18 protein-coding genes are annotated in these 22,003 nt (G+C 73.8%); 5 read left to right on the forward strand and 13 right to left on the reverse strand.

The window, feature by feature from the left end; all coding sequences use genetic code 11:
• Positions 1 to 228: 228 nt before the first annotated feature.
• Both ACQPYE_RS31250 and ACQPYE_RS31255 read right to left on the reverse strand, forming a co-directional pair.
• Positions 229 to 885: a M50 family metallopeptidase gene (locus ACQPYE_RS31250; protein WP_498716554.1), complete on the reverse strand. Its 657-nt coding sequence runs from the start codon at positions 883 to 885 to the stop codon at positions 229 to 231.
• A 217-nt stretch (positions 886 to 1,102) separates the two neighbouring features.
• A complete protein-coding gene (locus ACQPYE_RS31255) occupies positions 1,103 to 1,852 on the reverse strand; it encodes a DUF4383 domain-containing protein (RefSeq protein WP_498716555.1) in 750 nt (249 codons plus the stop codon).
• A gap of 587 nt (positions 1,853 to 2,439) precedes the next feature.
• On the opposite strand from ACQPYE_RS31255, the gene ACQPYE_RS31260 reads away from it, so the two are divergent.
• Positions 2,440 to 3,396 carry a zinc-binding dehydrogenase gene (locus ACQPYE_RS31260; RefSeq protein ID WP_498716556.1) on the forward strand — a complete coding sequence of 319 codons (957 nt, stop codon included), beginning with the start codon at positions 2,440 to 2,442 and terminating at the stop codon, positions 3,394 to 3,396.
• Positions 3,397 to 3,452: 56 nt separating this feature from the next.
• Here the strand turns inward: ACQPYE_RS31260 and ACQPYE_RS31265 are convergent, their stop codons facing one another.
• The 6 genes from ACQPYE_RS31265 to ACQPYE_RS31290 all read right to left on the reverse strand — a co-directional run bounded on the left by ACQPYE_RS31265 (position 3,453) and on the right by ACQPYE_RS31290 (position 9,082).
• Entirely contained in the window at positions 3,453 to 4,154 is a 702-nt protein-coding gene (locus ACQPYE_RS31265; RefSeq protein WP_498716557.1) for an anti-sigma factor, read from the reverse strand.
• Positions 4,151 to 4,705: a sigma-70 family RNA polymerase sigma factor gene (locus ACQPYE_RS31270; RefSeq protein ID WP_498716558.1), complete on the reverse strand. Its 555-nt coding sequence runs from the start codon at positions 4,703 to 4,705 to the stop codon at positions 4,151 to 4,153. The genes ACQPYE_RS31265 and ACQPYE_RS31270 overlap by 4 nt, the downstream gene beginning before the upstream one ends.
• Before the next feature lie 79 nt (positions 4,706 to 4,784).
• Positions 4,785 to 5,693 (reverse strand): DUF1996 domain-containing protein, encoded by a 909-nt coding sequence (locus ACQPYE_RS31275; RefSeq protein WP_498716559.1) that lies wholly within the window; start codon positions 5,691 to 5,693, stop codon positions 4,785 to 4,787.
• 10 nt (positions 5,694 to 5,703) lie between these two features.
• Entirely contained in the window at positions 5,704 to 6,156 is a 453-nt protein-coding gene (locus ACQPYE_RS31280; protein WP_498716560.1) for a hypothetical protein, read from the reverse strand.
• Between the two features lie 243 nt (positions 6,157 to 6,399).
• Positions 6,400 to 8,469, reverse strand: coding sequence for a PQQ-dependent sugar dehydrogenase (locus ACQPYE_RS31285; protein ID WP_498716562.1), 2,070 nt, complete (start codon positions 8,467 to 8,469; stop codon positions 6,400 to 6,402).
• A 226-nt stretch (positions 8,470 to 8,695) separates the two neighbouring features.
• A complete protein-coding gene (locus ACQPYE_RS31290) occupies positions 8,696 to 9,082 on the reverse strand; it encodes a DoxX family protein (protein WP_498716564.1) in 387 nt (128 codons plus the stop codon).
• 126 nt (positions 9,083 to 9,208) lie between these two features.
• Between ACQPYE_RS31290 and ACQPYE_RS31295 the strand changes: the two genes are divergently transcribed.
• Positions 9,209 to 10,105 carry an RNA polymerase sigma-70 factor gene (locus tag ACQPYE_RS31295; protein WP_498716566.1) on the forward strand — a complete coding sequence of 299 codons (897 nt, stop codon included), beginning with the start codon at positions 9,209 to 9,211 and terminating at the stop codon, positions 10,103 to 10,105.
• A gap of 25 nt (positions 10,106 to 10,130) precedes the next feature.
• Here the strand turns inward: ACQPYE_RS31295 and ACQPYE_RS31300 are convergent, their stop codons facing one another.
• The 3 genes from ACQPYE_RS31300 to ACQPYE_RS31310 form a co-directional block, all read right to left on the reverse strand.
• On the reverse strand, positions 10,131 to 11,876 hold the full coding sequence (locus tag ACQPYE_RS31300) for an AMP-dependent synthetase/ligase (protein WP_498716567.1): 1,746 nt from the start codon (positions 11,874 to 11,876) through the stop codon (positions 10,131 to 10,133).
• A gap of 11 nt (positions 11,877 to 11,887) precedes the next feature.
• Positions 11,888 to 14,008 (reverse strand): molybdopterin oxidoreductase family protein, encoded by a 2,121-nt coding sequence (locus tag ACQPYE_RS31305; RefSeq protein WP_498716568.1) that lies wholly within the window; start codon positions 14,006 to 14,008, stop codon positions 11,888 to 11,890.
• Between the two features lie 79 nt (positions 14,009 to 14,087).
• Complete coding sequence (locus tag ACQPYE_RS31310; protein WP_498716569.1) at positions 14,088 to 16,892, reverse strand: ATP-binding protein; 2,805 nt, start codon at positions 16,890 to 16,892, stop codon at positions 14,088 to 14,090.
• Between the two features lie 121 nt (positions 16,893 to 17,013).
• On the opposite strand from ACQPYE_RS31310, the gene ACQPYE_RS31315 reads away from it, so the two are divergent.
• Positions 17,014 to 18,213, forward strand: coding sequence for a serine hydrolase domain-containing protein (locus ACQPYE_RS31315; RefSeq protein ID WP_498716571.1), 1,200 nt, complete (start codon positions 17,014 to 17,016; stop codon positions 18,211 to 18,213).
• Here ACQPYE_RS31315 and ACQPYE_RS31320 read toward each other — a convergent pair.
• Positions 18,200 to 18,835, reverse strand: coding sequence for a TetR/AcrR family transcriptional regulator (locus ACQPYE_RS31320; protein ID WP_498716572.1), 636 nt, complete (start codon positions 18,833 to 18,835; stop codon positions 18,200 to 18,202). The two genes, ACQPYE_RS31315 and ACQPYE_RS31320, sit on opposite strands and share 14 nt — an antisense overlap.
• A gap of 113 nt (positions 18,836 to 18,948) precedes the next feature.
• On the opposite strand from ACQPYE_RS31320, the gene ACQPYE_RS31325 reads away from it, so the two are divergent.
• Entirely contained in the window at positions 18,949 to 19,932 is a 984-nt protein-coding gene (locus tag ACQPYE_RS31325) for a PHP domain-containing protein (RefSeq protein WP_498716573.1), read from the forward strand.
• 51 nt (positions 19,933 to 19,983) lie between these two features.
• On the opposite strand, the gene ACQPYE_RS31330 is transcribed toward ACQPYE_RS31325, so the two are convergent.
• Positions 19,984 to 20,988: a radical SAM protein gene (locus ACQPYE_RS31330; protein WP_498716576.1), complete on the reverse strand. Its 1,005-nt coding sequence runs from the start codon at positions 20,986 to 20,988 to the stop codon at positions 19,984 to 19,986.
• A 307-nt stretch (positions 20,989 to 21,295) separates the two neighbouring features.
• Between ACQPYE_RS31330 and ACQPYE_RS31335 the strand changes: the two genes are divergently transcribed.
• The gene (locus ACQPYE_RS31335; protein ID WP_498716577.1) at positions 21,296 to 21,922 is read left to right on the forward strand and encodes a helix-turn-helix transcriptional regulator; all 627 of its coding nucleotides are present in this window, start codon (positions 21,296 to 21,298) and stop codon (positions 21,920 to 21,922) included.
• The last annotated feature ends 81 nt before the right edge of the window (positions 21,923 to 22,003 follow it).

The following is a 22,003-nucleotide window of genomic DNA, read 5'->3' on the forward strand; positions in this document are numbered from 1 at the left end:
GGCCACGTCGGCCTCGACGGTGGTCGATCGCCGTGGTCAATCGCCGTGGTCGACCACCGTGGTCGACCGCCGTGGTCGCCAGTGGGGCTCGCCAGTCCTGGTCGCCGCCGGGCCGGCCGTTTTATCCGGCTAACACGAGTAATGCGATCCAGGTTGTCCCAGGTTGCACTCTTCGCTCGATCGAGTGGTCGCAACAAGCCAAGCCAGGCCCACACCGGACCAGGGCGCTCACAGGGGCAGCAACAACCGTCCGCCCAGCACCAGAGTCCCCACCGCCACGCCGGCGAACAGCAGCACCCACACCAGGCCCGGCACCCGCGTGATCCGCGCCAGCTGGTCGGCGTCGGACTGCCGCGCCAACCCGCGCATCCGCCGACGCTGCAACTCCCCCACCGGCCGCACCCCGCCCAGCAGCAGGAACCACGTCACGAACAGCGCGAACGCCGCCTGCCACTCCGCCGTCGCGTACCAGGACACGACGACCATCACCGCGCCGGTCACCACCACCGACAGCACGCCGAACGCGTTGCGGATCATGACCAGCATCCCGACGAGCAGCCCCACCGTCGCCCACAGCAACGGCCGGACCTGGTCGGACGTCACCAGCACCGCCGCGCCCAGGCCGAGCAACGACGGCGTCACGTACCCCGCGAAGTACATCAGCACCACCGCGAGGCCGGTCGGCCTCCCGCTCGACACGGTGACCCCGGACGTGTCCGAGTTCAGCTTGATGCCCTCCAGCCGCCGGCCGGTGAGCAGCGCGACGAGGGCGTGCCCAGCCTCGTGCGCGATGGTGATGACGTGCCTGCTGTACCGCCACACGCCGGGACTGGCCACGAGGACCAGCGCCAGCACGGCGGGAGCCCATTTCGTCAGAGTCGACATCGCCACCCAGCATGCCAGGACCTGGGCCGGGGACTTGACCTGGACCGCGCTCCGGCACGCAGGCCGGCCGCCGTGGGACGACGGCGCACCGGTGCCCCGGAGGTCAGGGCCCCGCGGCAGGCCCACGACGCACGACGGTGCACGGTCCCAGGCGGACCGTGCACCGTTCGCGACTTCTCCTGCCAGGACGTCGGCGGCTCAGGCCGTCGACGTCACGTCACCGGCCGAACCGCGACTTGTGCTGCTCCGCGATGGCCGGGTCGATCGGCTGGACCGGCCGCGGGTTCATGGTCGGGTCCATCGACTCGATCCGCTCGTCGCGGTGCGCGCCGTGCCGGGTGTCGTCCACGCGCTGCGTGGGCATCTCCTGGGTCACCGGGTCGGCCTTGGGGTCGCGGATGCTCGCTTCCCGCTCGTACCGCGCGTGCTCCTGACGCCGGTCGGCGGCCGTCCGGTCGTCGAACGTCCCGTCCGTGACCGTCTCCCCAGGACCGACCTCGTCGATCGGGGGTTCCGTCACGATCTTGCGCCGCGCCGGCAGCACCGCGATCAGCAGACCGACGGCGGCGAGGCCGAGGTGCAGCCAGTTGTCGTTGATGTTGAGCGCCAGCGGGTTGCCGAGGCCGGCCACCGGGTTGGTGGAGAACACCCCGGCCAGGGCCAGGCCCCACAGCAGCACGGCGCCGTAGCCGATGAACAGGATCCAGCCGTACAGCCGGGCCAGGCCGGACGTGCTCGCCATGAGCAGGCCGAGCACACCGAACGCCAGGTGGACGACGTTGTGCAGCGGGTTCAGCGTGAACCCGAGCAGCATCGCGTGCTGGTCGCCCGCGAAGTCGCCGAACCCGGTGCGCATGAAGCCCAGCACGCCCAAGGCGAGGAAGACCAGGCCGACCAGGCCTGCCAGCACCTGGGCGGGTTGCAGGCCCGCGACCTTGACGCGACCGACCGTCGAGTGGTGGGTCATCTCGCCCTCCAACTGAGGACCACGAGCCCGTCTGACCGGGCTCCGGACGCCCACCGACTACCCGTCCGCCACGAACCGCAAACAGCCCGGGCCACGCCCTTGGGCCGGATGGCGGCGGAGGACGGGCGCACGAACCCGTCCCCCCTTTTCCGACAGGAGTCGCACAGCCCGTCGTGCCGGGTTTTATCCGCCCCGACCCACCCCATGAAGGTCGGGCCGCCGTGACCGCACCCAATGCGCGCCGATCATGCCGGCCAATAGGCCGATACGATTTCCGAATAATCACGCGCCGTATCGCCGGATTCGACGTACGGGCAGGTCAGGAGCGCTGGCCCCGGTCACCGGACGCGCGCGTCGCGGAACCGTTCCACTCGGTCTCCCTGCTGTTCACGAAGGTCCCCTTTGTGGTTCGTCGAACACCACCGCGGTGTCGGTACGACTATCTCCGAACAGGCCGCTCCCGTCAAAGCGATTATGACGTCCGCTAATTGGCCGAACCAGTCTGCCGAGCACCCGGGACAAGATCGCTTGACCTCGACTTAACTCGAACTCCTAGCGTGGTGGCAGGACTTCGGAGGGATCACGGGATGCACGCCATCGTTCAGCACGAGTTCGGTCCGGCGGAGAGCCTGCGCTACGAGCGGGCCCCCGACCCGGAGCCGGGCGCCGGGCAGGTGCGGATCGCGGTGTCCGCGGCCGGGGTGCACCTGCTCGACACGTCGATCCGCCGCGGTGTGCGCGGTGGCCCGTTCCCGTTGCCCGAGCTGCCCATGACGCCGGGTCGGGAGGTCGCGGGGGTCGTCACCGCGCTGGGCGACGGGGTCGAGCCGCACTGGTTGGGCAAGCGGGTCGTCGCGCACCTCGGGCAGGCCAGTGGCGGGTACGCGGAGCAGGCCGCGGCGAACGTCGCCTCGCTGCACGAGCTGCCAGACCACGTGTCCGACGACGCCGCCGTGGCCATGATCGGCACCGGCCGCACCGCGGTCGGCGTGCTGCGCGTCGCCGAGCTCACGGCCGACGACGTGGTCCTCGTGACCTCGGCCGCCGGCGGGCTCGGCGCGCTGTTCGTGCAGGAGGCCAAGGCGGTCGGCGCCGAGGTGGTCGGCGTGGCGAGCACCGCCAAGCTGGACCTGGTCCGCGGACTGGGCGCGGACGTGGTGGCCGACTACACCCGGCCGGACTGGGACCAGGGCATCGGCCGGGTCACCGTCGTGCTCGACGGCGTCGGCGGCGAGGCGGGCCGCAAGTCCCTCGAACTGCTCGGCGTCGGCGGCCGGATCCTGCTGTTCGGCTGGTCCGCGGGCGAGCCCACCGCCATCGACACGTCCGACCTGTACCGCCTCGGCATCACCGCGTCGGTCGTCGTCGGGCCGCGGATGACGAAGGGCACGACCCTGCGCGGGCTCGAAGAGCTGTCCATGCGGGCGCTGGCCGAGGGCCGCCTCGTCCCGTTGACGACGACGTTCCCGCTCAGCGAGGCCGCCGAGGCGCACACCGCGCTGGAGGGCCGCGCCGCGGTGGGCAAGGTCGTGCTCAAGCCCTGACCCCGGTGGTGCGGCCCCCGTGCGCGGTGACGCACGGGGGCCCACACCGGTTCGGGCTACACCGGCACCGTGACGATCCGCTCGTCGTCGAAGTCGCGCACCTCGATCGCCGCGACGTCCTCGGGCGCGATGAGCGCCGAGCCGTCGAGGTTGGTGCCGTCCTCCTCACCGGTCGCCGAGACGAGCCAGCTGCCCGCCTCCGCCCGCCGGCCGTCCTTCGCCACGACGAACAGCCGGCACTCCCGGCCCTGCTCGACGCCGGCGACGGACGCGTTCACCCGCACCCACCCGGCGGCGGGCCTGACCTGCACGGTCATCCGCGCGCCGGTGTCCGGGTCGGTGGCCGTCCCGACCTTGGTCCCGGCGGGCGGCGCGGGCGCGGTCGTCGTCTGCTGGACGGCTCCCACGTCGGGCGCGGTGCCGCGGCCGACCGCGAAACCGCCGCCGAGCACGACCGCGGCCACGGCCGCCGCGACCAGGCCCAGGCCGACCTGACGACGGCGCAGCCGGCCGGCGCGCTCGGACCGCGCCTGCCGCAACGCGCGTCGCAGCAGCAGGTCGCCGCCCTCGGGCGGGCCGTCGAGCAACGCCTCGGGCGGCACGTCGCCCATGGCCTCCTCCACCGCCCGCAGCCCGGCCAGCTCGGCGGCGCACCGCGGGCAGGACGCCAGGTGGTCCTCCACGGCACGCGCCTCCCGCTCGTCGAGCGCGCCCAGCACGTAAGCGCCGAGCAGTTGTGGATCGTGGTCCGCGGTCATCCGGCCACCCCCTTCAGCGCGACCCGCTGCCCGGCGAACGTCTCTCGCAACGCCCGCAGCGCGTAGTGGGACCTCGACTTCACCGTGCCCGGCGGCACCCCCAGCGCCTCGGCCGCCTCGGTGACGCTCCGGCCGCGGAAGTAGATCTCCATCAGCACGTCGCGGTGGTCGGACGAGAGCAGGTCCAGGGCTTGCAGCACCACCATCGAGTCCACCACCGAGTCCGCGTGGTCGCGCTGCACCGGCGGGGTCGACGTCGGCGTCTCGGCCACCTCCCGGGGTCGGGCCGCCTTCGCCCTGAACCGGTCGGTGACGATGTTGCGCGCCACCGTGAGCAGCCAGCCCCGGACCGAGCCCTTGCCGTTCACCAGGGCGTCCGGGTGCCGCCACGCGCGCACGAGGGTCTCCTGGACGACGTCCTCGGCCGCCGCCCGATCACCGGTCAACCGCGTCGCGTACGCGAGCAGCGCCCGACCGTGCTCCTCGTAGAGGGACCGGATCAGGGCCTCGTCGGCCGCGGCCTCCCGTTTCCGGGACCACAGACCCGCCATCCACCCACTCCTCTCGTCGACTCCCGTCCCCGACACGGGCGGTGGACGGGTTCGGTTCACCGCGGGCGGGGGAAGTTCCTCAGGAGCAGGTCTCGCCGGTGTTCAGGCAGGCCGTGACGTGGTCCATCAGCCCGACCGGCATCACGTTGACGAACATCGCGTGGTCGGTGCGCGGGTCGCGCAGCTGCTCGGGGAAGCTGTCGATGGCGTACGGCCGCCCGGCGGGCACCGCGTAGGCGACCCGCACGCGCAGCTTCGGCATCGGGAACGTGCCCGGCCGGCACACCCCGTTCGACCCGGGGAACTCGGCGTGCGCCCGGTGGCTCGGGCTGTCGGTGTTGCGGCCGTCCCAGCAGCTCGGGAAGTCGAACGTGCGCAGCACCTCGCGGCCCGGCCCGCACTCCGGGTAGCGGTCGGTGTGCCGGTCCTCGAACCCGGCGCAGCTCCACCGCGCCCGGCCCCGGCCGCTGGTCGCCGCCGCCGGGTCGCCGGTGATCATGCGCAGGAACCTCGGCATCGGCACGACCCGGCTGACCGGGCTGCCGATGAACGTGATCTCCACCCGGGACGGCGGCAGCACCTCGCCGGTGTTGCCGTGCGCGCCGCCGCCGGGCGCGTGCTCGTCGTGCCCGGTCCGGTCGGTCAGCCGCAGCACCGGCCAGTAGTGGGTGGACCTGTCGCCGGCCGGGCAGGTGGTCCCGGCGGCGGCCAGCGAGTCGTCGGTGGAGCCCGCGTGCGTGCTCAGGTTGCCGACGTACTCGTGGGTGTGGTGCGCGCCGGAGGGCTGACCCGGCGCGATGACCATGTTGTCGGCGTTGAGGTGGCGCGGTTCGTTGCGCCCGCAGTCGACGCGGAACGTGCCGGTCGACGCGTCCGGGGTGGTCGTGACCGACTCGACCGCCACCGGCACCTCGTCGATGGCCGCGGTGCGGCCGTCCGCGCAGGCCGTCGCCAGCACGAGCACCAGCAGCAGGGGCGGCCACCTCACGGCCGACAGCCTATTCGGCGGAACCGGTGACCAGGACCCGGCCGTCCTCTGTGACGACGCCGATGGCGGCGAGGTCGTCCGGGTCCACCACGGCGGCGCCCGCGAGGGCGGTGTCGCCGTGGCGGGAGGCGACCCAGCCGCCCGCCACGTGCCGCCGGCCGCGCACGTCGGTGACCACGAGCCGGCACCGCTCCCCCGGGTCGACGCCGTGCACCACCGCGCGCAGCCGCACCCAGCCGTCGGCGGGCGTCACCGTGGTGGTGATCCGCACGCCGTCGGCCGCGGTGGCGACCAGCACCCGTTCCCCGGGCACGCTGTGCCGGCCGAGGTGGACGCCCCCGGCCAGCACCGCGGCGGCGAGCGCGGCGCCCACGGCCGTGACGAGACCGCCGCGGCTGCGGCGGTGGCGCGCCCGTTCGGCCCGGACCTGGCGCAGCGCGCGGTCGAGGATCGGATCGTGCATCTCTTCTCGTTCAGCTCGTGCTCGGACGGGTGCCGAGCGGCGACGGGTTGCGGCGGGTGGTGTGCATCGGCGGGTGCCTTCCTCTGCTGACTGCTGGCGCACCCCTGACACGCACCCGTGGGACGTTCGGTTCAACCGTTCACGGATCTGTCTCGGACCACCCGGGCGCCGCCTCCCGGCAGACCGCGAGGCGGCCCCGGACCGGGTGCCGGGACCGCCTCGCGGGTGTTCAGGACCGACCGGTCAGTTCAGCTGCACCCTCAGGATCCGGGAGTTCGAGTTGTTGGGCGTGCTGTCCCGGTCGTCGCTGGTGGTCAGCCACAGGCTGCCGTCCGGCGCGGGCTCGACCGTGCGCAGGCGGCCGTACGTGCCCTGGAAGTGGGTCGTCTCCGAGCCGACCGACGTGCCGCTGATGACCAGCCGGTAGAGCCTGCTGCCGCGCAGCGTGGCGACGTACAGGGCGTTGTTGACGATGGTGATGCCGCTGGGCGAGGCGGTGGCCGTGCTCCACGTCCGCTTCGGCGCGATGTAGCCGGCGCAGGCGCCCGACGTGCCCTCGCACGAGGGCCAGCCGTAGTTGCCGCCGCGCTCGGCCAGGTTCAGCTCGTCCATGATCGTGTTGCCCAGCTCGGCCTGCCACAGCCTGCCCTGGCCGTCGAACGCGAGGCCCTGCACGTTGCGGTGCCCGTAGGTCCACACGTACCGGGCGTTGCCGCCGTTGCCGTAGTAGGGGTTGTCGGTCGGCGCGGAGCCGTCGGCGTTGAGCCGCAACACTTTGCCGCCCAGGTTCGACAGGTCCTGCGCCCAGTTCGCGTTCTGGCCGTCGCCGGTGCCCGCGTACAGCTTGCCGTCCGGGCCGAACCGCAGCCGGCCGCCGTTGTGGTAGCGGTTGCGCGGGATGCCGGTGAGCAGCACCTGCAACGACGACTGCACCAGCGCGTTGCCCTGCACCTTCATCCGCACGATCCGGTTGTCGTTCGCGGCCGTGTGGTAGATGTACAGGTAGTTGTCGGTCGCGAAGGTCGGCGACACCTCGATGCCCAGCAGGCCGCCCTCGCCGTTCGTCGTGACGACGTTCGGCACCGTGCCCAGGGTGGTCTTCGCCCCGGACGGCGACAGCTTCACGATGTCGAACGCGTCGCGCCGGGAGTAGACGCCCGACCCGTCGGGCAGGAAGTCCAGGCCCCACGGCACGTCGTCGTCCGCGGCCAGTTGCGTCACCGCGCCGACCTGGTCGCCGCCGGACGTCGTGGTGGCGGTGATCGCGCCGCTCCAGTCGGACACGTTGCCCACCGCGTCGTACGCGCGCACGTTCATCAGGTACGAGGTGTTCGGGCGGCGTCCGCCGATGGTGGCCGACGTGCCCGTGGTCTCGCCCACCGGCGCGCCGCCCGAGAGGACCTCGTAGCGGGTCACGCCCACGTTGTCGGTCGCCGGGTTCCACGCCAGTGACACGGAGTTCGCCGTGACGCCCGTGACGCGCAGCCCGGTCGGCGTGGTCGGCCGCTGGGTGTCGGCCTGCGCGGGCGGGGTGGTCACCTCCAGGTTGTTCCCCGCCTGGGAGATGTTGCCGGCGGCGTCCTTCGCGTTGACGTAGTAGACGTACGAGCCGTTGGGGGTCAGGCCGGTGACCGTGGTGGACGTGCCGGTGACCGACTTGACGAACTGGCCGCGCTGGTAGACCTCGTAGGAGGTCACGCCGACGTCGTCGGTGGCCGGGTCCCAGGCCAGGTCGACGGAGGTGGGCGTGACGGTGGCCGAGCGCAGGTTCGCCGGCGGTGACGGCGGCGTGGTGTCGGCCCGGCCGATCTCACCGAACACCTGGAACTCCTGCAACGAGTAGCTGTTGTAGGGAGCGGTGCGGCAGCGCGTGGTGCCGTGCATGCGGACGTAACGGCCGTTCCCGGCCACCACCAGGTCCTCCACGCCGCCCGCGCCGTTCGCGGTGGCGAAGACGCTGGTCCACGTGCTCGCGTCGGACGACGTTTCGAGCCGGTAGGCGCGGGCGCACGAGAGGTCCCACTGGAGCCGGACCCTCGTGATCGTCGCCGCGGCCCCGAGGTCTACCTGGAGCCACGACGGGTCGATGCCGCCCTGGCTGGCCCAGCGGGTGGCCGGGTCGCCGTCGACCGCGAGCGCGGGCGCGAGACCCGAACTCCCCGAAGTGGACGCGGTGGCCGGTTTTCCTTGGGACAGCAGGACGGGAGCCGCGCTCGCGGGCGCGGCGGACGCCAGGGCGGACGCCACCACGGCCAGCGCGGCGGCGAGGGCGCCGAGCGAGGTCGGCCAGGCGCTCCTGGTACGGGGTGCCACAGATGCCTCCACGGTCGTTGACGACTCCCCCGCGACGCTGGGGGATTGGTGCGGCGGTGGGGCGGCGGCAGAAGAACGAGGACGGACTCGCGCGCGGTCGGGGTCTGCGGAGCTTGCGCAACCGCCGACCCCGAGCCGGTGGCGTGTGGTCATCGTTCCGTCACCCGAACGGTAAGGGCTTTCCCGAACAGCGTCCAGTGGTGTCGCGGTGCGGGACCCGGCGCGGTCAGCCGGTGAAGGGCTCGGCGACGAGGCGGCCCCACACCACGAAGGCCAGCAGCGCCAGGTAGACCAGGTCCACCACGGCCAACTTCAGCTCCCGACGCCGGACCCGGACGACCGTCGCGCCCACCATGACGACCATCAGGCCGATGGCCGCCGACGGCGCCAGGACCGGCGCGATGCCGAGCACGGCGGGCAGGACCAGGCCCACCCCGCCCAGCACCTCCACCGCGCCGATGGCCTTGACGGCGCCCGCGCTCCAGTCCTCGGTCCACGCCGCGGCGGGACCGGTGGCGGCTATCTTCTGCTTGGACAGGACGAGCTTGCCGCCGCCGCCGAGGACGTAGGCGGCGGCGAGCACGCCGGTGACGATCCACAGTGCGAGGTTCATGGCGTTCCTACTGGTCGGGGTTGTGCGTCGACCACGAGACGCCGGTGGGCCGGGCCCTGTGACAGGCCGCCCGTGTGACGCGCGCGACAAGGCGTCGGCCCGGCGGTGGGAGGACAGGAGCGACCGATGGGCGGCACGGCGGACACACGTCCCGCGACCGAGGCGTTCGTCGCCCACCGCAACCTGCTGTTCACCGTCGCCTACCAACTGCTCGGCTCGGCCGCCGACGCCGAGGACGTGGTGCAGGAGACCTGGCTGCGGTGGACGGGCGTAGACCTCGACGCCGTGCGCGACCAGCGGGCGTACCTGGTCCGGATCGTCACCCGCCAGTCGCTCACCCGGCTGCGCGCGCTCGGCAGGCGCAAGGAGACCTACGTCGGCCCCTGGCTGCCCGAGCCGCTGCTGACCACGCCGGACGTGGCCGAGGACGTCGTGCTGGCCGACAGCGTCTCGATGGCCGTGCTGCTGGTGCTGGAGACGCTCGCGCCGACCGAGCGGGCGGTGTTCGTGCTGCGCGACGTGTTCGCGGTCGACTACGACGAGATCGCCGAGGCCGTCGACAAGACCCCGGCCGCGGTGCGCCAGATCGCGCACCGGGCCAGGGCCCACGTCGCCGACCGCCGGCCGCGCGGCGTCACATCCCCGGACGAGACCCGGGCCGCGCTGGCGGCCTTCCAGCGGGCGGTCGAGACCGGCGACCTCCAGGGCCTGCTCGACGTGCTCGCGCCGGACGTCGTCATCCTCAGCGACGCCGGCGGGTTCAAGCAGGCCGCGCGCAAGCCCGTCGTCGGCGCCGACAAGGTGGCCCGCTTCCTGGCCGCCCGCTGGGACGTCGTCGGCACCCGGACCACGGTCGAGCCGGTGCAGGTCAACGGTTGCCCGGCGCTGGTCCTGCGGCTCGACGGCGAGCTCGACGGCGTCGTGGCGGCGCGGATCGAGGACGGTCTCGTCACCGGGCTGTACTTCGTGCGCAACCCGGAGAAGCTGTCGCACGTGCGGCGGGAGACCGCGCTGAGCCGGTGACGGCTGCGCCCGGGGCGCCCGCGGCTCAGCGGTAGAGGCCGTCGTACAGGGCGGCGTGGGTGGAGTGGACGACCTTCCGCTTGACCTTCAACGTCGGCGTCAGCTCGCCGCCGTCCTGGCTCAGGTCGCGGTCCAGGACGGTGAAGCGCTTGATCTGCGAGACGTGCGCGAAGTGGGAGTTCGCCTCGTCCACCACGTCCTGGACCAGGGCGCGCACCTCGGGCGTGCGGACCAGGGCGGGCAGGTCCGTCGGCAGGCCCTGGGCCTTCGCCCACGGCACGACCTCGTCCACGTCCAGGGTGATCAACGCGACCAGGTACGGCTTGAGGTCGCCGTAGACCACCGCGTGCGAGATCCAGCGCGACTGGCGGAGCTGGTTCTCGACGTTCGCGGGCGCGATGTTCTTGCCGCCGGCGGTGATGATGATGTCCTTCTTGCGGCCCGTGATGGTGACGAAGCCGTCCTCGTCGACCTCGCCCAGGTCGCCCGTGCGCAGCCAGCCGTCGGTCAGCACCTCGGCGGTCGCGGCGGGGTTGTTCCAGTAGCCCGCGAACACGTGCGGCCCCCGCAGCAGCAGCTCGCCGTCCTCGGCCACCTCGACCTCCAGGCCCGCCATCCCGAACGTGCCGACCGAGCCGAGCTTGTGCCGCGCCAGCGTGTTCACCGTGCCGACGCCCGTGGACTCGCTCATGCCGTACCCCTCCAGCACGGGCACGCCCGCGGCCGTGAAGAACTCCAGCACCTCCACCGAGATGGGCGCCGCGCCGGACAGCGCCTGCCGCAGCCTGCCGCCGAAGATCGCCCTCACGCGAGCGAACACGGGGTCCACCTTCTCGAACGCGGCGGCCAGGTCGGCCGGCAGCGGCCGGCCCGCGGCCCGGAGCCGACGCACCGCCAGGCCCACCTCCACCGCCTGCCGCAGCTGCTCCGCCGGCACACCGGCCGTGGCGGCGGTGTAGATCTTCTCGAAGATCCGGGGCACGGACGGCAGGAACGTCGGCCGCACCTGCGCCAGCTCCGCCACCACCTTCGACGAGTCGCCGCCGTAGAACGCGACCGCGTGGCCCGTGTAGAGCGCGCCCAGGTGCACGATCTGCGCGAACACGTGCGCCAGCGGCAGGAACAGGTACGCCACGTCGTCCGGCAGGACGTACGACAGCTCCTCGCTGAGCCGGCACATGGTCAGCCAGTTCCGGTTGGTCAGCACGCAGCCCTTGGGCGGCCCCGTGGTGCCCGAGGTGTAGATGACCACGGTCGGGTCGTCGGGGCGGATCGCGGCCCGGCGGTCGTCCAGCTCGCCCGGCACCGGCGACGTGCGCCCCAGCGACCGCAGCTCGGCCAGCCCGCCGCCCTCGATCACGACGACGTCCCGCAGCGCGGGCACCCGCGAGCGGATCGACTCGACCTTGTCCCGCTGCGCGTCGTCCTCCGCGACCACGAGCACCGCGCCCGAGTCGCCGATGATCCACGCGCACTCCTCCGCCGCGCTCGACGGGTAGATCGGCACCACGATGCCGCCGGCCGCGAGCACCGCCAGCTCCACCGCCGACCACTCGACCCTGGTGTCCGACAGCACGCACACCCGGTCGCCCGGCTCGACGCCCAGGTGCACCAGCCCGGACGCCAGCTCCATGACCCACTCGGCGACGTCGGTGAACGTCAGGTCGTGCCACTGCCCGTCACGCGAGTGGCGCCACGCCACCCGGTCGTCGTGCGCCTGGGCGGCCACGAAGGGCAGGTCGGCGATGACGCGCGCCGTGGTCACGGGCATGGAGGTGCTCCTCACTGGGCTGCGGAAGGGGTGACGCGCACGGGGACGCCGTTGAGCACCGCGGTGCCGGACAGCGGGTCCACGGCCAGGTCGTCGGTGAGCAGGTTGACGTTGACGCCGGGGTGGGCGTTCGCGGTGGCCAGTCGCGTGCCGGGCCGGTCGTGGCCCCAGCCGTGCGGCAGGCTGACCACCCCGGCGGCCATGTCGGCGCTGACCTCCACGGTCGCCTCGACCTCGCCGACCCGCGACGCCACCCGGGCCGTCCCGCCGTCTTCGAGACCCAGCCGCGCGGCGTCGGCCGGGTTGACCAGCAACGTGCACGGCAGCTTGCCCTTCACCAGCGCGGGCACGTTGTGCAGCCACGAGTTGTTCGACCGCAGGTGCCGCCGCCCGACCAGCACCAACCCGTCGACGGGCGCCCGCAACGCCGCCAGCACGCGCGGCACGTCGGCCGCGATCGGCTCCGGGCACAGCTCGATCCGCCCGGACGGCGTGCGCAGGATCTCCGGGACCCGGCTCGTCAGCGGCCCGAGGTCGACGCCGTGCGGCCGGGCCAGCAGGTCGTCCAGCGACAACCCGTACGCCCCGGCCCGCAGCCGCGCGTCCAGCAGCCGCTCCTCCCGGGTGCGCTCCGACCCGCCCGACAGGCCCACCAGCGCGTCGAGGTCGGCGTCCGCCCCGAGCCCGGCCAGGATCCCGGTCAACCGCAGCAGGATCTCGCCCTCGTCCCGCTCGTCCGGCCCGAGCGGCACCGGTGGCCGCGAGTACTTCGCCACGTTGCGCACCGTGAACGACAGGAACGCCAGGTCGTAGTGGGCGCGCCGGCTGGGCGGCGGTGGCGGCAGGATGACGTCGGCGTGCCGCGTGGTCTCGTTGAGGTACGGGTCGACCGACACCATGAAGTCCACGGTGGACAGGGCCGCGTCCAGCCGCGCCGAGTTGGGCACCGACAACGCCGGGTTCCCCGCGACCGTCACCACCGCCCGGACCTGCCCGTCCCCCGGCGTCTCGATCTCGTCGGCCAGCGTGACCACGGGCAGCTCGCCCGCCACCTCGGGCAGCCCCCGCACCCGGCTGCGCCACCGGCCCGTGGCGAACCCCTTGCCGCTGCCCGTCCCCCGCCTCATGTGCGCGGGCATCGGGAACATCGCCCCGCCGGGCCGGTCCAGGTTCCCGGTCAGGACGTTCAGCACGTCCACCAGCCAGCTGGCCACCGTGCCGAACTCGACCGTCGTCGTGCCGATCCGCCCGTACACGGCCGCCCGCGGCGCCGCCGAGAGCCGGTGCGCCAACGCCCGGATCTCCGCCGCCCCGATGCCGCAGCGCGCCGCCACCGCCTCCGGCGTGAACGGCAGGCTGAGCTCCCGCACCCCCGCCACGCCGGTCACGTGCGGCGCGAGCGCCTTCAGGTCGACCAGCGACGCGGCGAACAGCTCGTTCACCATCGCCAGCAGCAGGAACACGTCCGTGCCGGGCACGATCGCCAAGTGCCGGTCGGCCGCGGCGGCGGTGCGGCTGCGGCGCGGGTCGACCACCACGAACGCCCCGCCGCGCCGGCGCAACGCCTTCAGCCGCCCCGGCGCGTCCGGCACCGTCCACAGGCTGCCGTTCGACGAGAACGGGTCCGCGCCCAGCAGCAGCAGGAAGTCCGTCCGGTCGATGTCCGGCACCGGGATCGAGTAGACGCCGCCGTAGAGCAGCCCGGACGACACGTGCTTCGGCATCTGGTCGACGGTGGCGGCCGTGAAGAAGTTGCGCGACCCCAGCGCCTTGCGCAACCCGCCCGCGTACAGGCCGCCGGCCAGCGAGTGCACCGTCGGGTTGCCCAGGTACATCGCCACCGCGTCGCGGCCGTGCTCGTCGATGATCGCGGTCAACCGCCGGTCGACCAGGGCGAACGCCTCGTCCCACGACACCGCCTCGAACGACCCGCCCCGACGGGCGAGCGGCTCGCGCAGCCGGTCCGGGTCGGCGTCCAACGCGCCCAGCGAGGCGCCCTTCGGGCACAGGAACCCACCGCTGAACGCGTCCTGCCGATCACCGCGGACACCCGTGATCCGGTCGCCCCCGATCGTCAGCTCCAGACCACAGGTCGCCTCGCACAACGGACATGTCGTGAACGCGGTGCGCATACGCCTCCTCAACGGACCCGCCACGGCACCCATCCGACCCGCTGGGGTTACCACCGGGTAAGTCAGGCTTCCACAACAACTAAGAACGCCCGTCGAGCACCCTCGCCAGCTCCAGCCGCGACGAGACCCGCAACTTCGCGTAGATCCGCGACAGGTACACCTCGATCGTGCGCGGGCTGTAGTGCAGCGCCGCCGCGATGTCCCGGTTGCGCATCCCCTGCTGCACCAGCCGCGCGACGTTCTCCTCCGCCGCCGTCAACACCCCGGGCGCGCGCCCCCGCGCCCTCGGCACCTTCGCGCCCAGCTCCTTGAGCCGCCCGCCGGCCTGCCGGCGCAACCCGTGCGCCCCCACCCGCTGGAACACCGCGTAGGCATCGAGCAGTTCCTCCACCGCCGACCCGTCCACCTGCCCCAGCGCCAGCTGCCCCCGTGCCCGCTCGAACACCAACCCCCCGGTCTCCGCCTCGCGCACGGCCTCGCGCAGCACCGCGCCGTCCCGCTCGACCAGGCCGATCGCCCGCCGCACCGCGGTCCGGCTCCACGGCGCCACCCGGTCGGCCGCCACCACCCGCAGCCTGCCCAGCACCCGCCGCGCCTCGTCCACCCGGCCGGCGGCGAGGTCCAGCTCGACCAGCCGGCCCAGCAGCGCGCAGCTGTACGCCGACATCCCGTCGTCGTCGACCGCCGCCACCAGCACGGTCCGCGCGCCCGCCAGGTCACCCCGCGCCGCCAGGTACCCGGCCATCGCCAACGCGTGCAGCCGGGACATGTTGGGGCTGCTCGGCGCGCCCAGCGCCGCCAGCCGCGCGGCCACGTCCAGCTCACCCCGCCAGGTCCGCACCTCCAGCTCGATCGCGCGCAGCCCGTCCAACATCATCAGCTCCTGCCGCGACTCCAGCTCCGCCGCGGCCCTGCCCACCCGTTCCAGGCAGGCGTCCCACTCGCCGCCGAACCAGTCCAGCGCCACCCGCGCCATCTCCAGCTCGCCGCGGAACGCGTGGCCGCCCGCCCGTTCCCGCAGCTCCTCGGCCCGTCGCAGCCGCCACGACGCGTCGTGCACCAGACCGGCCAACGCGCCCGTGGACGCGCTCACCGCCAGCGCCTGCAACTCCAGCGCGGGCTGGCCGGCCGCCGAGGCCAACGACCGGTTCGCGTAGTCGACCGTCTTGTCGTGCCGGAACAGCATCGACGTGAGGACCGCCAGCCGGTCGAACACCACCACGCCCTCGGCGGCGGACGTCAACGGCATGGCCTCGATCCGCTCGGCGGCGGCCAGCGCCTCCGCGTGACGCCCGGTGAACACCAACAACAACGCCCGCTGCGCGTGCATCGCCGCCGGCGCGCCGCCCGCCGCCAGCTCCGCGTCCGCGAGCCGCAGCGCCTCGGCGAACCGACCGACCAGGAACATGCTGCTCAGCACCACCACCGCGCACCGCGACCGGTCCACCCCGGCGGGCAGCGCCGCCAACGCCGCCAGCCCGGGGCCGATCGCCGCGCCGGGCCGTGACGCGTGCGCCAACGCCCGGCACTGCGAGGCCAGCAGCCCGGCCCGTTCCGGCGCGGCCACCGGCAGCAGCTCCAACGCCCGCGCGCACAACGCCGCCGCCGTCTCCGGCGCGGTCGTGCGGTTCGCCGCGGCGGCCTGCGCCATCACCCGCACCGCGCGCAGGTCGCCCGGCGGCGCGGACTCGGCCAGGTGCCAGGCCAGCTCCATCTCGTCGACCGCCAGCCCGCGCGCCCGGTCGTCCAGCAGCCGGGCGCTGATCAGGCTGTGCAGGTGCCGGCGCTGCGCCGGCCCGATCTCCTGGTACAGCGCCTCACCGACCAGCGCGTGCGAGAACCGGTAGCCCCGGTCTTCCTCCCGCACCACGATGTGCGCCCGCAGCAGCCCGTCGAACGCGTCGACCACCGCCTCCTCGGGCAGCGACGACACCCGCGCCAGCAGCCCGATCTGGTCCAGCCGCACCCGCCGGAAGATCGACACCGCGCGGGCCACCGCCCTGGTGTCCCGGTCCAGCGGCGCGACCCGCCGCAGCACCGCCTCCCGCCTGGTCAGCCGGATCGCCGACGGCGACACGGTGAGCCGCGCCCGGTCGCCGTCCACCGCGACCAGGTCCAGCTCGCGCAGCGACCGGGCGATCTCCACCGCGAAGAACGGGTTGCCGTCCGCCCGCTGGTGCACCTCGTGGGCCAGGCCGTCGTCCACCGGCGTGCCCAGCACGGACGCCACGATCCGCGCCACGTCGCCGCCGCTCAACGGCGCCAGCCGCACCCGGACCACGTCGGCGTGCCGTTCGAGCCGGTCCAGCAGCTCCTCCACGCCGGGGTTGCGGTGGTGCTCGCGCACCGCCGTGACCAGCGCCAACGGCGCGGCCGTGACCCGGCGCAGCACCACGGCGAGCATGGCCAGCGAATCGTCGTCCACCTGGTCGACGTCGTCCAGCACGAGCGCGGCGGGCCGTTCGGCGGTGAGCGCGGTCAGCGCCCGCGCGACCAGCTCGCACGACCGCCCGAACCAGGTCGCGTCCGGCGCCGAGGTCGGCTCCAACGCCGCCAGCGCGGCGCGCACCTCACCCGATGCCGATGCCGATCCCGATGCCGGTCCGGCCCCCGGTCCCGACCCGGCCGCCGACCGCAGCGCCGTGGCCACCGCCGCGTACGGGATGCGCCTGCTGACGTCGTCCGACTCGGCGGCGGCGACCGCGCACCCCCGGTCGCGCAGCAGGCGGCCCGTCTCGGCCAACAGGCTGGACTTGCCAATCCCGGGCTCGCCCGACACCACGACCACCACCAACCCGGCCGCGGGCACGCGCCCGACCGCGTCGAACACGGCCGCCAGCTCGGTCTCCCGGCCGACGAACGACCGGTCCGCGGAAGACGACACCAGGCCACCTCCCCCGCCGTCGGAGCGGCCACCACCCTACCGACTGAGGAATCCCTACTCACGTGCGGTGGCGCGCGGTGGTGGCATGGCGGCAGACGGAACTGCCGCACCTGGAGGGTCGATGACGGTCGAGGGAACTTGCGCCGACGGGTTCGCCGAGGTCCGCGCCGAGTTCGAGCGCAACTTCGCCGAGCGCGGCGAGCTCGGCGGTGGCGTGCACGTGACGCTCGACGGCGAGACCGTGGTCGACCTGTGGGGCGGCGACGCGGGCGGGCGGGCGTGGACCGAGGACACGATCACCCACGTGTGGTCGTGCACCAAGGGCGCGACCGCGTTGTGCGCGCACGTGCTGGCGTCACGCGGTGAGCTGGACCTGGACGCGCCCGTCGTGCGGTACTGGCCGGAGTTCGGGCAGAACGGCAAGGCGGACACGCTGGTGCGGCACCTGCTGGCGCACCAGGCCGGGTTGGCCGCGGTGCGCGAGCCGGTGCCGCCGGGCGGGATGGGCGACTGGGAGCTGATGACGGACCTGCTGGCGCGGCAGGAGCCGTTCTGGGCGCCCGGCACGCGGCACGGCTACCACGCGTTGACGTTCGGGCACCTGGTCGGCGAGGTGGTCCGGCGGGTGTCCGGCCTGGCGCCGGCCGAGTTCTTCGAGAAGGAGGTGTCCGGTCCGCTGGGGCTGGACTTCTGGCTGACGTTGCCCGAGGACCTGGAGCCGCTGGTCGCGCCGACCGTCCCGGCCGAGCGCGGCGGGGCGCTGCCGAACGTGTACGCGGCGGCGTTGGGCAGGCCCGGGTCGATGCAGGCGCTGCTGGTCGGCAACTCCGGCGGGTACGTCGCCGCGTCGGACACCCGGGCGGCGCACGCGGCCCAGTACGGCTCGGTCGGCGGGATGAGCAACGCGCGTGGCCTGGCGCAGATGTACCGGCCACTCGCGTCGGGCGGCGAGTACAACGGGGTGCGGCTGGTGGACGAGGCCCAGCTCCCGGTCATGTCGGGGGTGGTGTCGGCCGGGTTCGACGAGATGCTGCTCGCGCCGACCCGGTTCTCGCTCGGCTTCGCGAAGGCCGTCGGCAACCTGCACCTGCCCGCCGTGGAACGCGGCGTGCTGCTGTCGGAGGACGCCTTCGGGCACTCCGGGATGGGCGGCTCGCTGGGGTTCGCCGACCCCGGCGCGCGGATGTCGTTCGGGTACGCGATGACGCGGATGGGGCCGGGCGTGGGCGTCAACGCGCGCGGGCAGTCCCTTGTGGACGCCGTCTACCGCGCCCTGGGCTACCGGCAGGCCCCGGACGGCACCTGGTTCACCCGGCGCTGACGCCGTAGACCGAGCGCAGCCAGACGCACGTCAGGGTGTCGACCAGCTCGCGGTCCCGGGCCACCGACCGGCGGGACCGCGAGCGGCTCAGGAAGGCCTGCTCGTTCATCGCCACCAGCACCGCCGCCAGCGACTTGGCGTCCGGGCCCGGCGGGGCGACCCCCGCCTCCCGCTCCAGCTCGATCCGGGACGCGGTCGCCTCGACGAACCGGCGCGCGACACCGGCCCAGAACTCGCGCATCAACGGGTCGGTGTCACGCGCCCGCACGGCCGCGCGCAGCACCGGCCCGTGCTTGCGCCACAGCGCCAGGCTCGCGCCCAACGCCCGCCGGATCGAGTCCTCGGGCGGTTCGCTGCCGCGCCGCAGCCACGACGACGCCGCCTCGTAGAGGGCGTCGAGGACGCCACCGGACAACGCGTGCAGCACCGCCTCCCGCGACGCGAAGTGGAAGTAGAAGGTCGACCGCGAGATACCCGCTCCCGAGGCCAGCTCGTCGACCGCGACGTCGTCCAGGGAACGGGTCTGCAGCAGCCGTTCGGCGGTGTCGAGGATCGCCTGCGAGGTGAGGTCGCCCTTGCTGGGCCTGCGTCGCGACCCGACCGTGCCGGCACGTGGGGACATGGCGGACATCCTCGGTTCCCGGCCCGTGCGCCCGCAAGGTTTTCGCGGGCAACGCCGCCAAGTCGAGAAGGTTCACGCGCACCAACCGCGCCGGTCGGGTGGAGAATCGAGGTGTGGATCCGCTCTGGGCACTGCGACAGGTGGCGTTCCAGCTCGAACGCGCCGGTGAACCCGCGTACCGCGTCCGGGCTTTCCGCAAGGCCGCGGAGGTGCTGGCGGCGTTGCCGGACGGCGAGGTGGCGCGGCGGGTCGCGGCGGGCACGCTGACGGACCTGCCCGGCATCGGCAAGGCCACCGCCGGCGTGGTCGCGGACGCCGCGGCCGGGCGCGAGCCGGCCTACCTGAGCCGGTTCCGCGAGCCGGTGGTGGGCGGGCAGGCGCTGCGGGCGCTGCTGAAGGGCGACTGCCACACGCACTCCGACTGGTCCGACGGCGGCAGCCCGATCCGCGAGATGGCCGAGACCGCGCGCGACCTCGGGCACTCGTGGATGGCGCTGACCGACCACTCCCCCCGGCTCGCGGTGGCCAACGGGCTGTCCGCCGACCGGCTCCTGGCGCAGCTGGACGTGGTGGCCGCGCTGAACGCCGAGCTGGCGCCGTTCCGGATCCTGACCGGCATCGAGGTCGACATCCTGGACGACGGCTCGCTCGACCAGCGGCCCGAGCTGCTGGCGCGGCTGGACCTCGTGGTCGCGAGCGTGCACTCGAAGCTGCGGATGGCGGCGCCGGAGATGACGCGGCGGATGGTGGCCGCCGCAGCAGACCCGCACGTCGACGTGCTCGGGCACTGCACGGGACGGCTGGTGGTCGGCAAGGGGCGGCCGGAGTCGACGTTCGACGCGGAGGCGGTGTTCTCGGCGTGCGCCGAGCACGGCACGGCGGTGGAGGTCAACTCGCGGCCGGAGCGCCGCGACCCGCCGGGCAGGCTGCTGCGGCTGGCGGTCGAGCTGGGGTGCTCGTTCGCGATCGACAGCGACGCGCACGCGCCGGGGCAGCTGGACTGGCTGTCGTTCGGCTGCGAGCGGGCGGAGGAGTGCGGCGTCACCCCCGACCGGGTGATCAACACCCTGGAGGCGGCGGAACTCCTGGCCCGTTGAGCGGAACTCCGGCCCGCTGAGCGGAGTTCCCGGGCCGCTGAGTGGCGCTCGTCAGCGGCCCGCCGTGGCCGGGCGCGGGGTCCTCGACGCGCGGACCAGGTGGCCGTACCAGGGGATCAGCGGCCCGGTCCGGCCCTCGACCAGGCGTTGCCACGTGGCGCGGCACAGGGCGAGGAACGGTGCGGCGTCCCAGTGGCGCGCCAGCTCCGCCAGCGGCCGGGTCTGGACGTTGCCCAGCCCGTACCGGCGGTCGAAGCCGTAGGACACCGGCACCGCCGCGCCGTTCGCCTCGATCACCAGCGGGGTGAGCCAGCGGCCGAGGGGCTGCCCGTCGTCGACCGGCGCGGCCATGAACGCCTCGGGTTCGCGGGCCAGCATGGTGCGCGGCACGGCGTCCAGCTGCACGGCCATGCCGTGCTCCTCCGCGATGCGGCCCAGCTCCACCGCCGCGTACGCCAGCTCGACGGCGTCCGGGCGTTCGCCGGCCATCAACCTGTTCGCGGCGCCCTCGGGCTCCAACGGGTGAACCTGGAGCAGCAGGGCGCCCGACTGGACCGCGGCCAGCGCGACGTCACCCAGTTGGGTGGCATTCCCCTGGGTCAACGTGGTGATCACGCCGACCGGGATGCCCGCCTCGGTGAGCCTGCGGATGCCGGCCAGGGCCTTCTCGAAGCACCCCTCCTGGTCGCGGATCCGGTCGTGCGTGGCGCGGTCGCCGTCCAGCGACACGGCCACCAGGTCGACCAGCCCGCGCACCAGGCCGATGCGGCGCTGCGTCAACGCCACCGCGTTCGTCGTCACGGTCGTCCGCATCCCGGCCGTGCGGGCGGCACGCAGCAGCGCGGGCAGTTCCGGGTAGAGGAACGGCTCGCCACCGGACACGTTGAGCACGTCGTAGCCGAGCCCGGCCGCGTCCCGCACCACCGCCGACAGCACGGAGACCGGGATGGACTCGGCGACGTCCGGACCCGAGCTGGAGTAGCAGTGCAGGCAGCGCAGGTTGCACAGCCTGGTCGGGTGGACCTGAAGGACCGCCCGGCCACTCGTCTGGCCCATTCCACCCTCCCGTGGTGCTCGATATCCCTATGGAGGGCGCAGGAGGCGTGGTGATACGTCGAACGTCAACACTCTTCGCAGCCATTCCCTCCAAAGGAGGAACCTCGTCGGGGGTTTGAAACGGCATGTGGCGGCACGACGACTTTCCCTACGGGCGAAGCGGCCGGCACCGCGGCACGGCGTCCCGCGTGCCCACCCGCAGGGGGAGGGGCGAGGCGATCTCCGGCGCGGCGATCTCGCGGTGCGGCTGCCCGGTCGCCGGTCACGATGGCGATGGCACACCGGGGCACGAGGCGGGAGCACCGAGATGGACGCGCACCAGCCGATCGCGGTCGTCCTGCACGCCGCGGACGCCATCAGCAGGGCCGGTGTGACCGCGGCGTTGCGGTCGCGGCCCGAGGTCCGGCTGGTCGGGCCGGACGAGCCGGCGCCCGTGGCGCTGGTCGTGCTGGACCGGCTGGACGGCGAGGCGCGGTCGCTGCTGCGCCGGCTCCAGGCGCCGGGCGGCGCGGGCATCGTGCTGGTGGCGGGCGAGATCGCCGACCCGGAGCTGCTCGACGTGGTCAGCGGCGGCGTGTCCGCGGTGATCCGCCGCTGCGACGCCACCGCGGACACGTTGGCGTGCCTGGTGAAGGCCACCGCGGCGGGCCAGGGCGCGCTCCCGCCGGACCTGCTCGGCCGGCTGCTCGACCGGGTGTCGCGGTTGCAGCGCACCGTGCTGAACCCCCACGGCTGGAGCATGGCGGGCATGTCCGACCGGGAGACCGAGGTGCTGCGGCTGATCGCGGACGGCCTCGAGACCCGCGAGATCGCCGAGAAGCTGTGCTACTCGCAGCGCACCGTCAAGAGCATCCTGCACGACGTCACCAACCGGTTCCAGCTGCGCAACCGGGCGCACGCGGTGGCGTTCGCGCTGCGCGAGGGCCTGATCTGACCCGAGCCCGGCGGACCGCGGCGACTGCCCGGGACCGGAACGCGTGGGCGTCCGGGCCGACCCGGCCCTCACCCCTGCCGC

The organism is Actinosynnema sp. CA-299493 (genome assembly GCF_050946825.1).
Lineage (GTDB): Bacteria > Actinomycetota > Actinomycetes > Mycobacteriales > Pseudonocardiaceae > Actinosynnema.

Excerpts from the sequence above, each read along its gene's own strand:
- ACQPYE_RS31315 (WP_498716571.1), top strand. The coding sequence starts at position 17,014 with ATGACGGTCGAGGGAACTTGCGCCGACGGGTTCGCCGAGGTCCGCGCC.
- ACQPYE_RS31265 (WP_498716557.1), bottom strand. The coding sequence starts at position 4,154 with ATGACCGCGGACCACGATCCACAACTGCTCGGCGCTTACGTGCTGGGC.
- ACQPYE_RS31290 (WP_498716564.1), bottom strand. The coding sequence starts at position 9,082 with ATGAACCTCGCACTGTGGATCGTCACCGGCGTGCTCGCCGCCGCCTAC.
- ACQPYE_RS31335 (WP_498716577.1), top strand. The coding sequence starts at position 21,296 with ATGGACGCGCACCAGCCGATCGCGGTCGTCCTGCACGCCGCGGACGCC.
- ACQPYE_RS31300 (WP_498716567.1), bottom strand. The coding sequence starts at position 11,876 with ATGCCCGTGACCACGGCGCGCGTCATCGCCGACCTGCCCTTCGTGGCC.
- ACQPYE_RS31250 (WP_498716554.1), bottom strand. The coding sequence starts at position 885 with ATGTCGACTCTGACGAAATGGGCTCCCGCCGTGCTGGCGCTGGTCCTC.
- ACQPYE_RS31280 (WP_498716560.1), bottom strand. The coding sequence starts at position 6,156 with ATGCACGATCCGATCCTCGACCGCGCGCTGCGCCAGGTCCGGGCCGAA.
- ACQPYE_RS31260 (WP_498716556.1), top strand. The coding sequence starts at position 2,440 with ATGCACGCCATCGTTCAGCACGAGTTCGGTCCGGCGGAGAGCCTGCGC.
- ACQPYE_RS31270 (WP_498716558.1), bottom strand. The coding sequence starts at position 4,705 with ATGGCGGGTCTGTGGTCCCGGAAACGGGAGGCCGCGGCCGACGAGGCC.
- ACQPYE_RS31295 (WP_498716566.1), top strand. The coding sequence starts at position 9,209 with ATGGGCGGCACGGCGGACACACGTCCCGCGACCGAGGCGTTCGTCGCC.
- ACQPYE_RS31255 (WP_498716555.1), bottom strand. The coding sequence starts at position 1,852 with ATGACCCACCACTCGACGGTCGGTCGCGTCAAGGTCGCGGGCCTGCAA.
- ACQPYE_RS31305 (WP_498716568.1), bottom strand. The coding sequence starts at position 14,008 with ATGCGCACCGCGTTCACGACATGTCCGTTGTGCGAGGCGACCTGTGGT.
- ACQPYE_RS31320 (WP_498716572.1), bottom strand. The coding sequence starts at position 18,835 with ATGTCCCCACGTGCCGGCACGGTCGGGTCGCGACGCAGGCCCAGCAAG.
- ACQPYE_RS31330 (WP_498716576.1), bottom strand. The coding sequence starts at position 20,988 with ATGGGCCAGACGAGTGGCCGGGCGGTCCTTCAGGTCCACCCGACCAGG.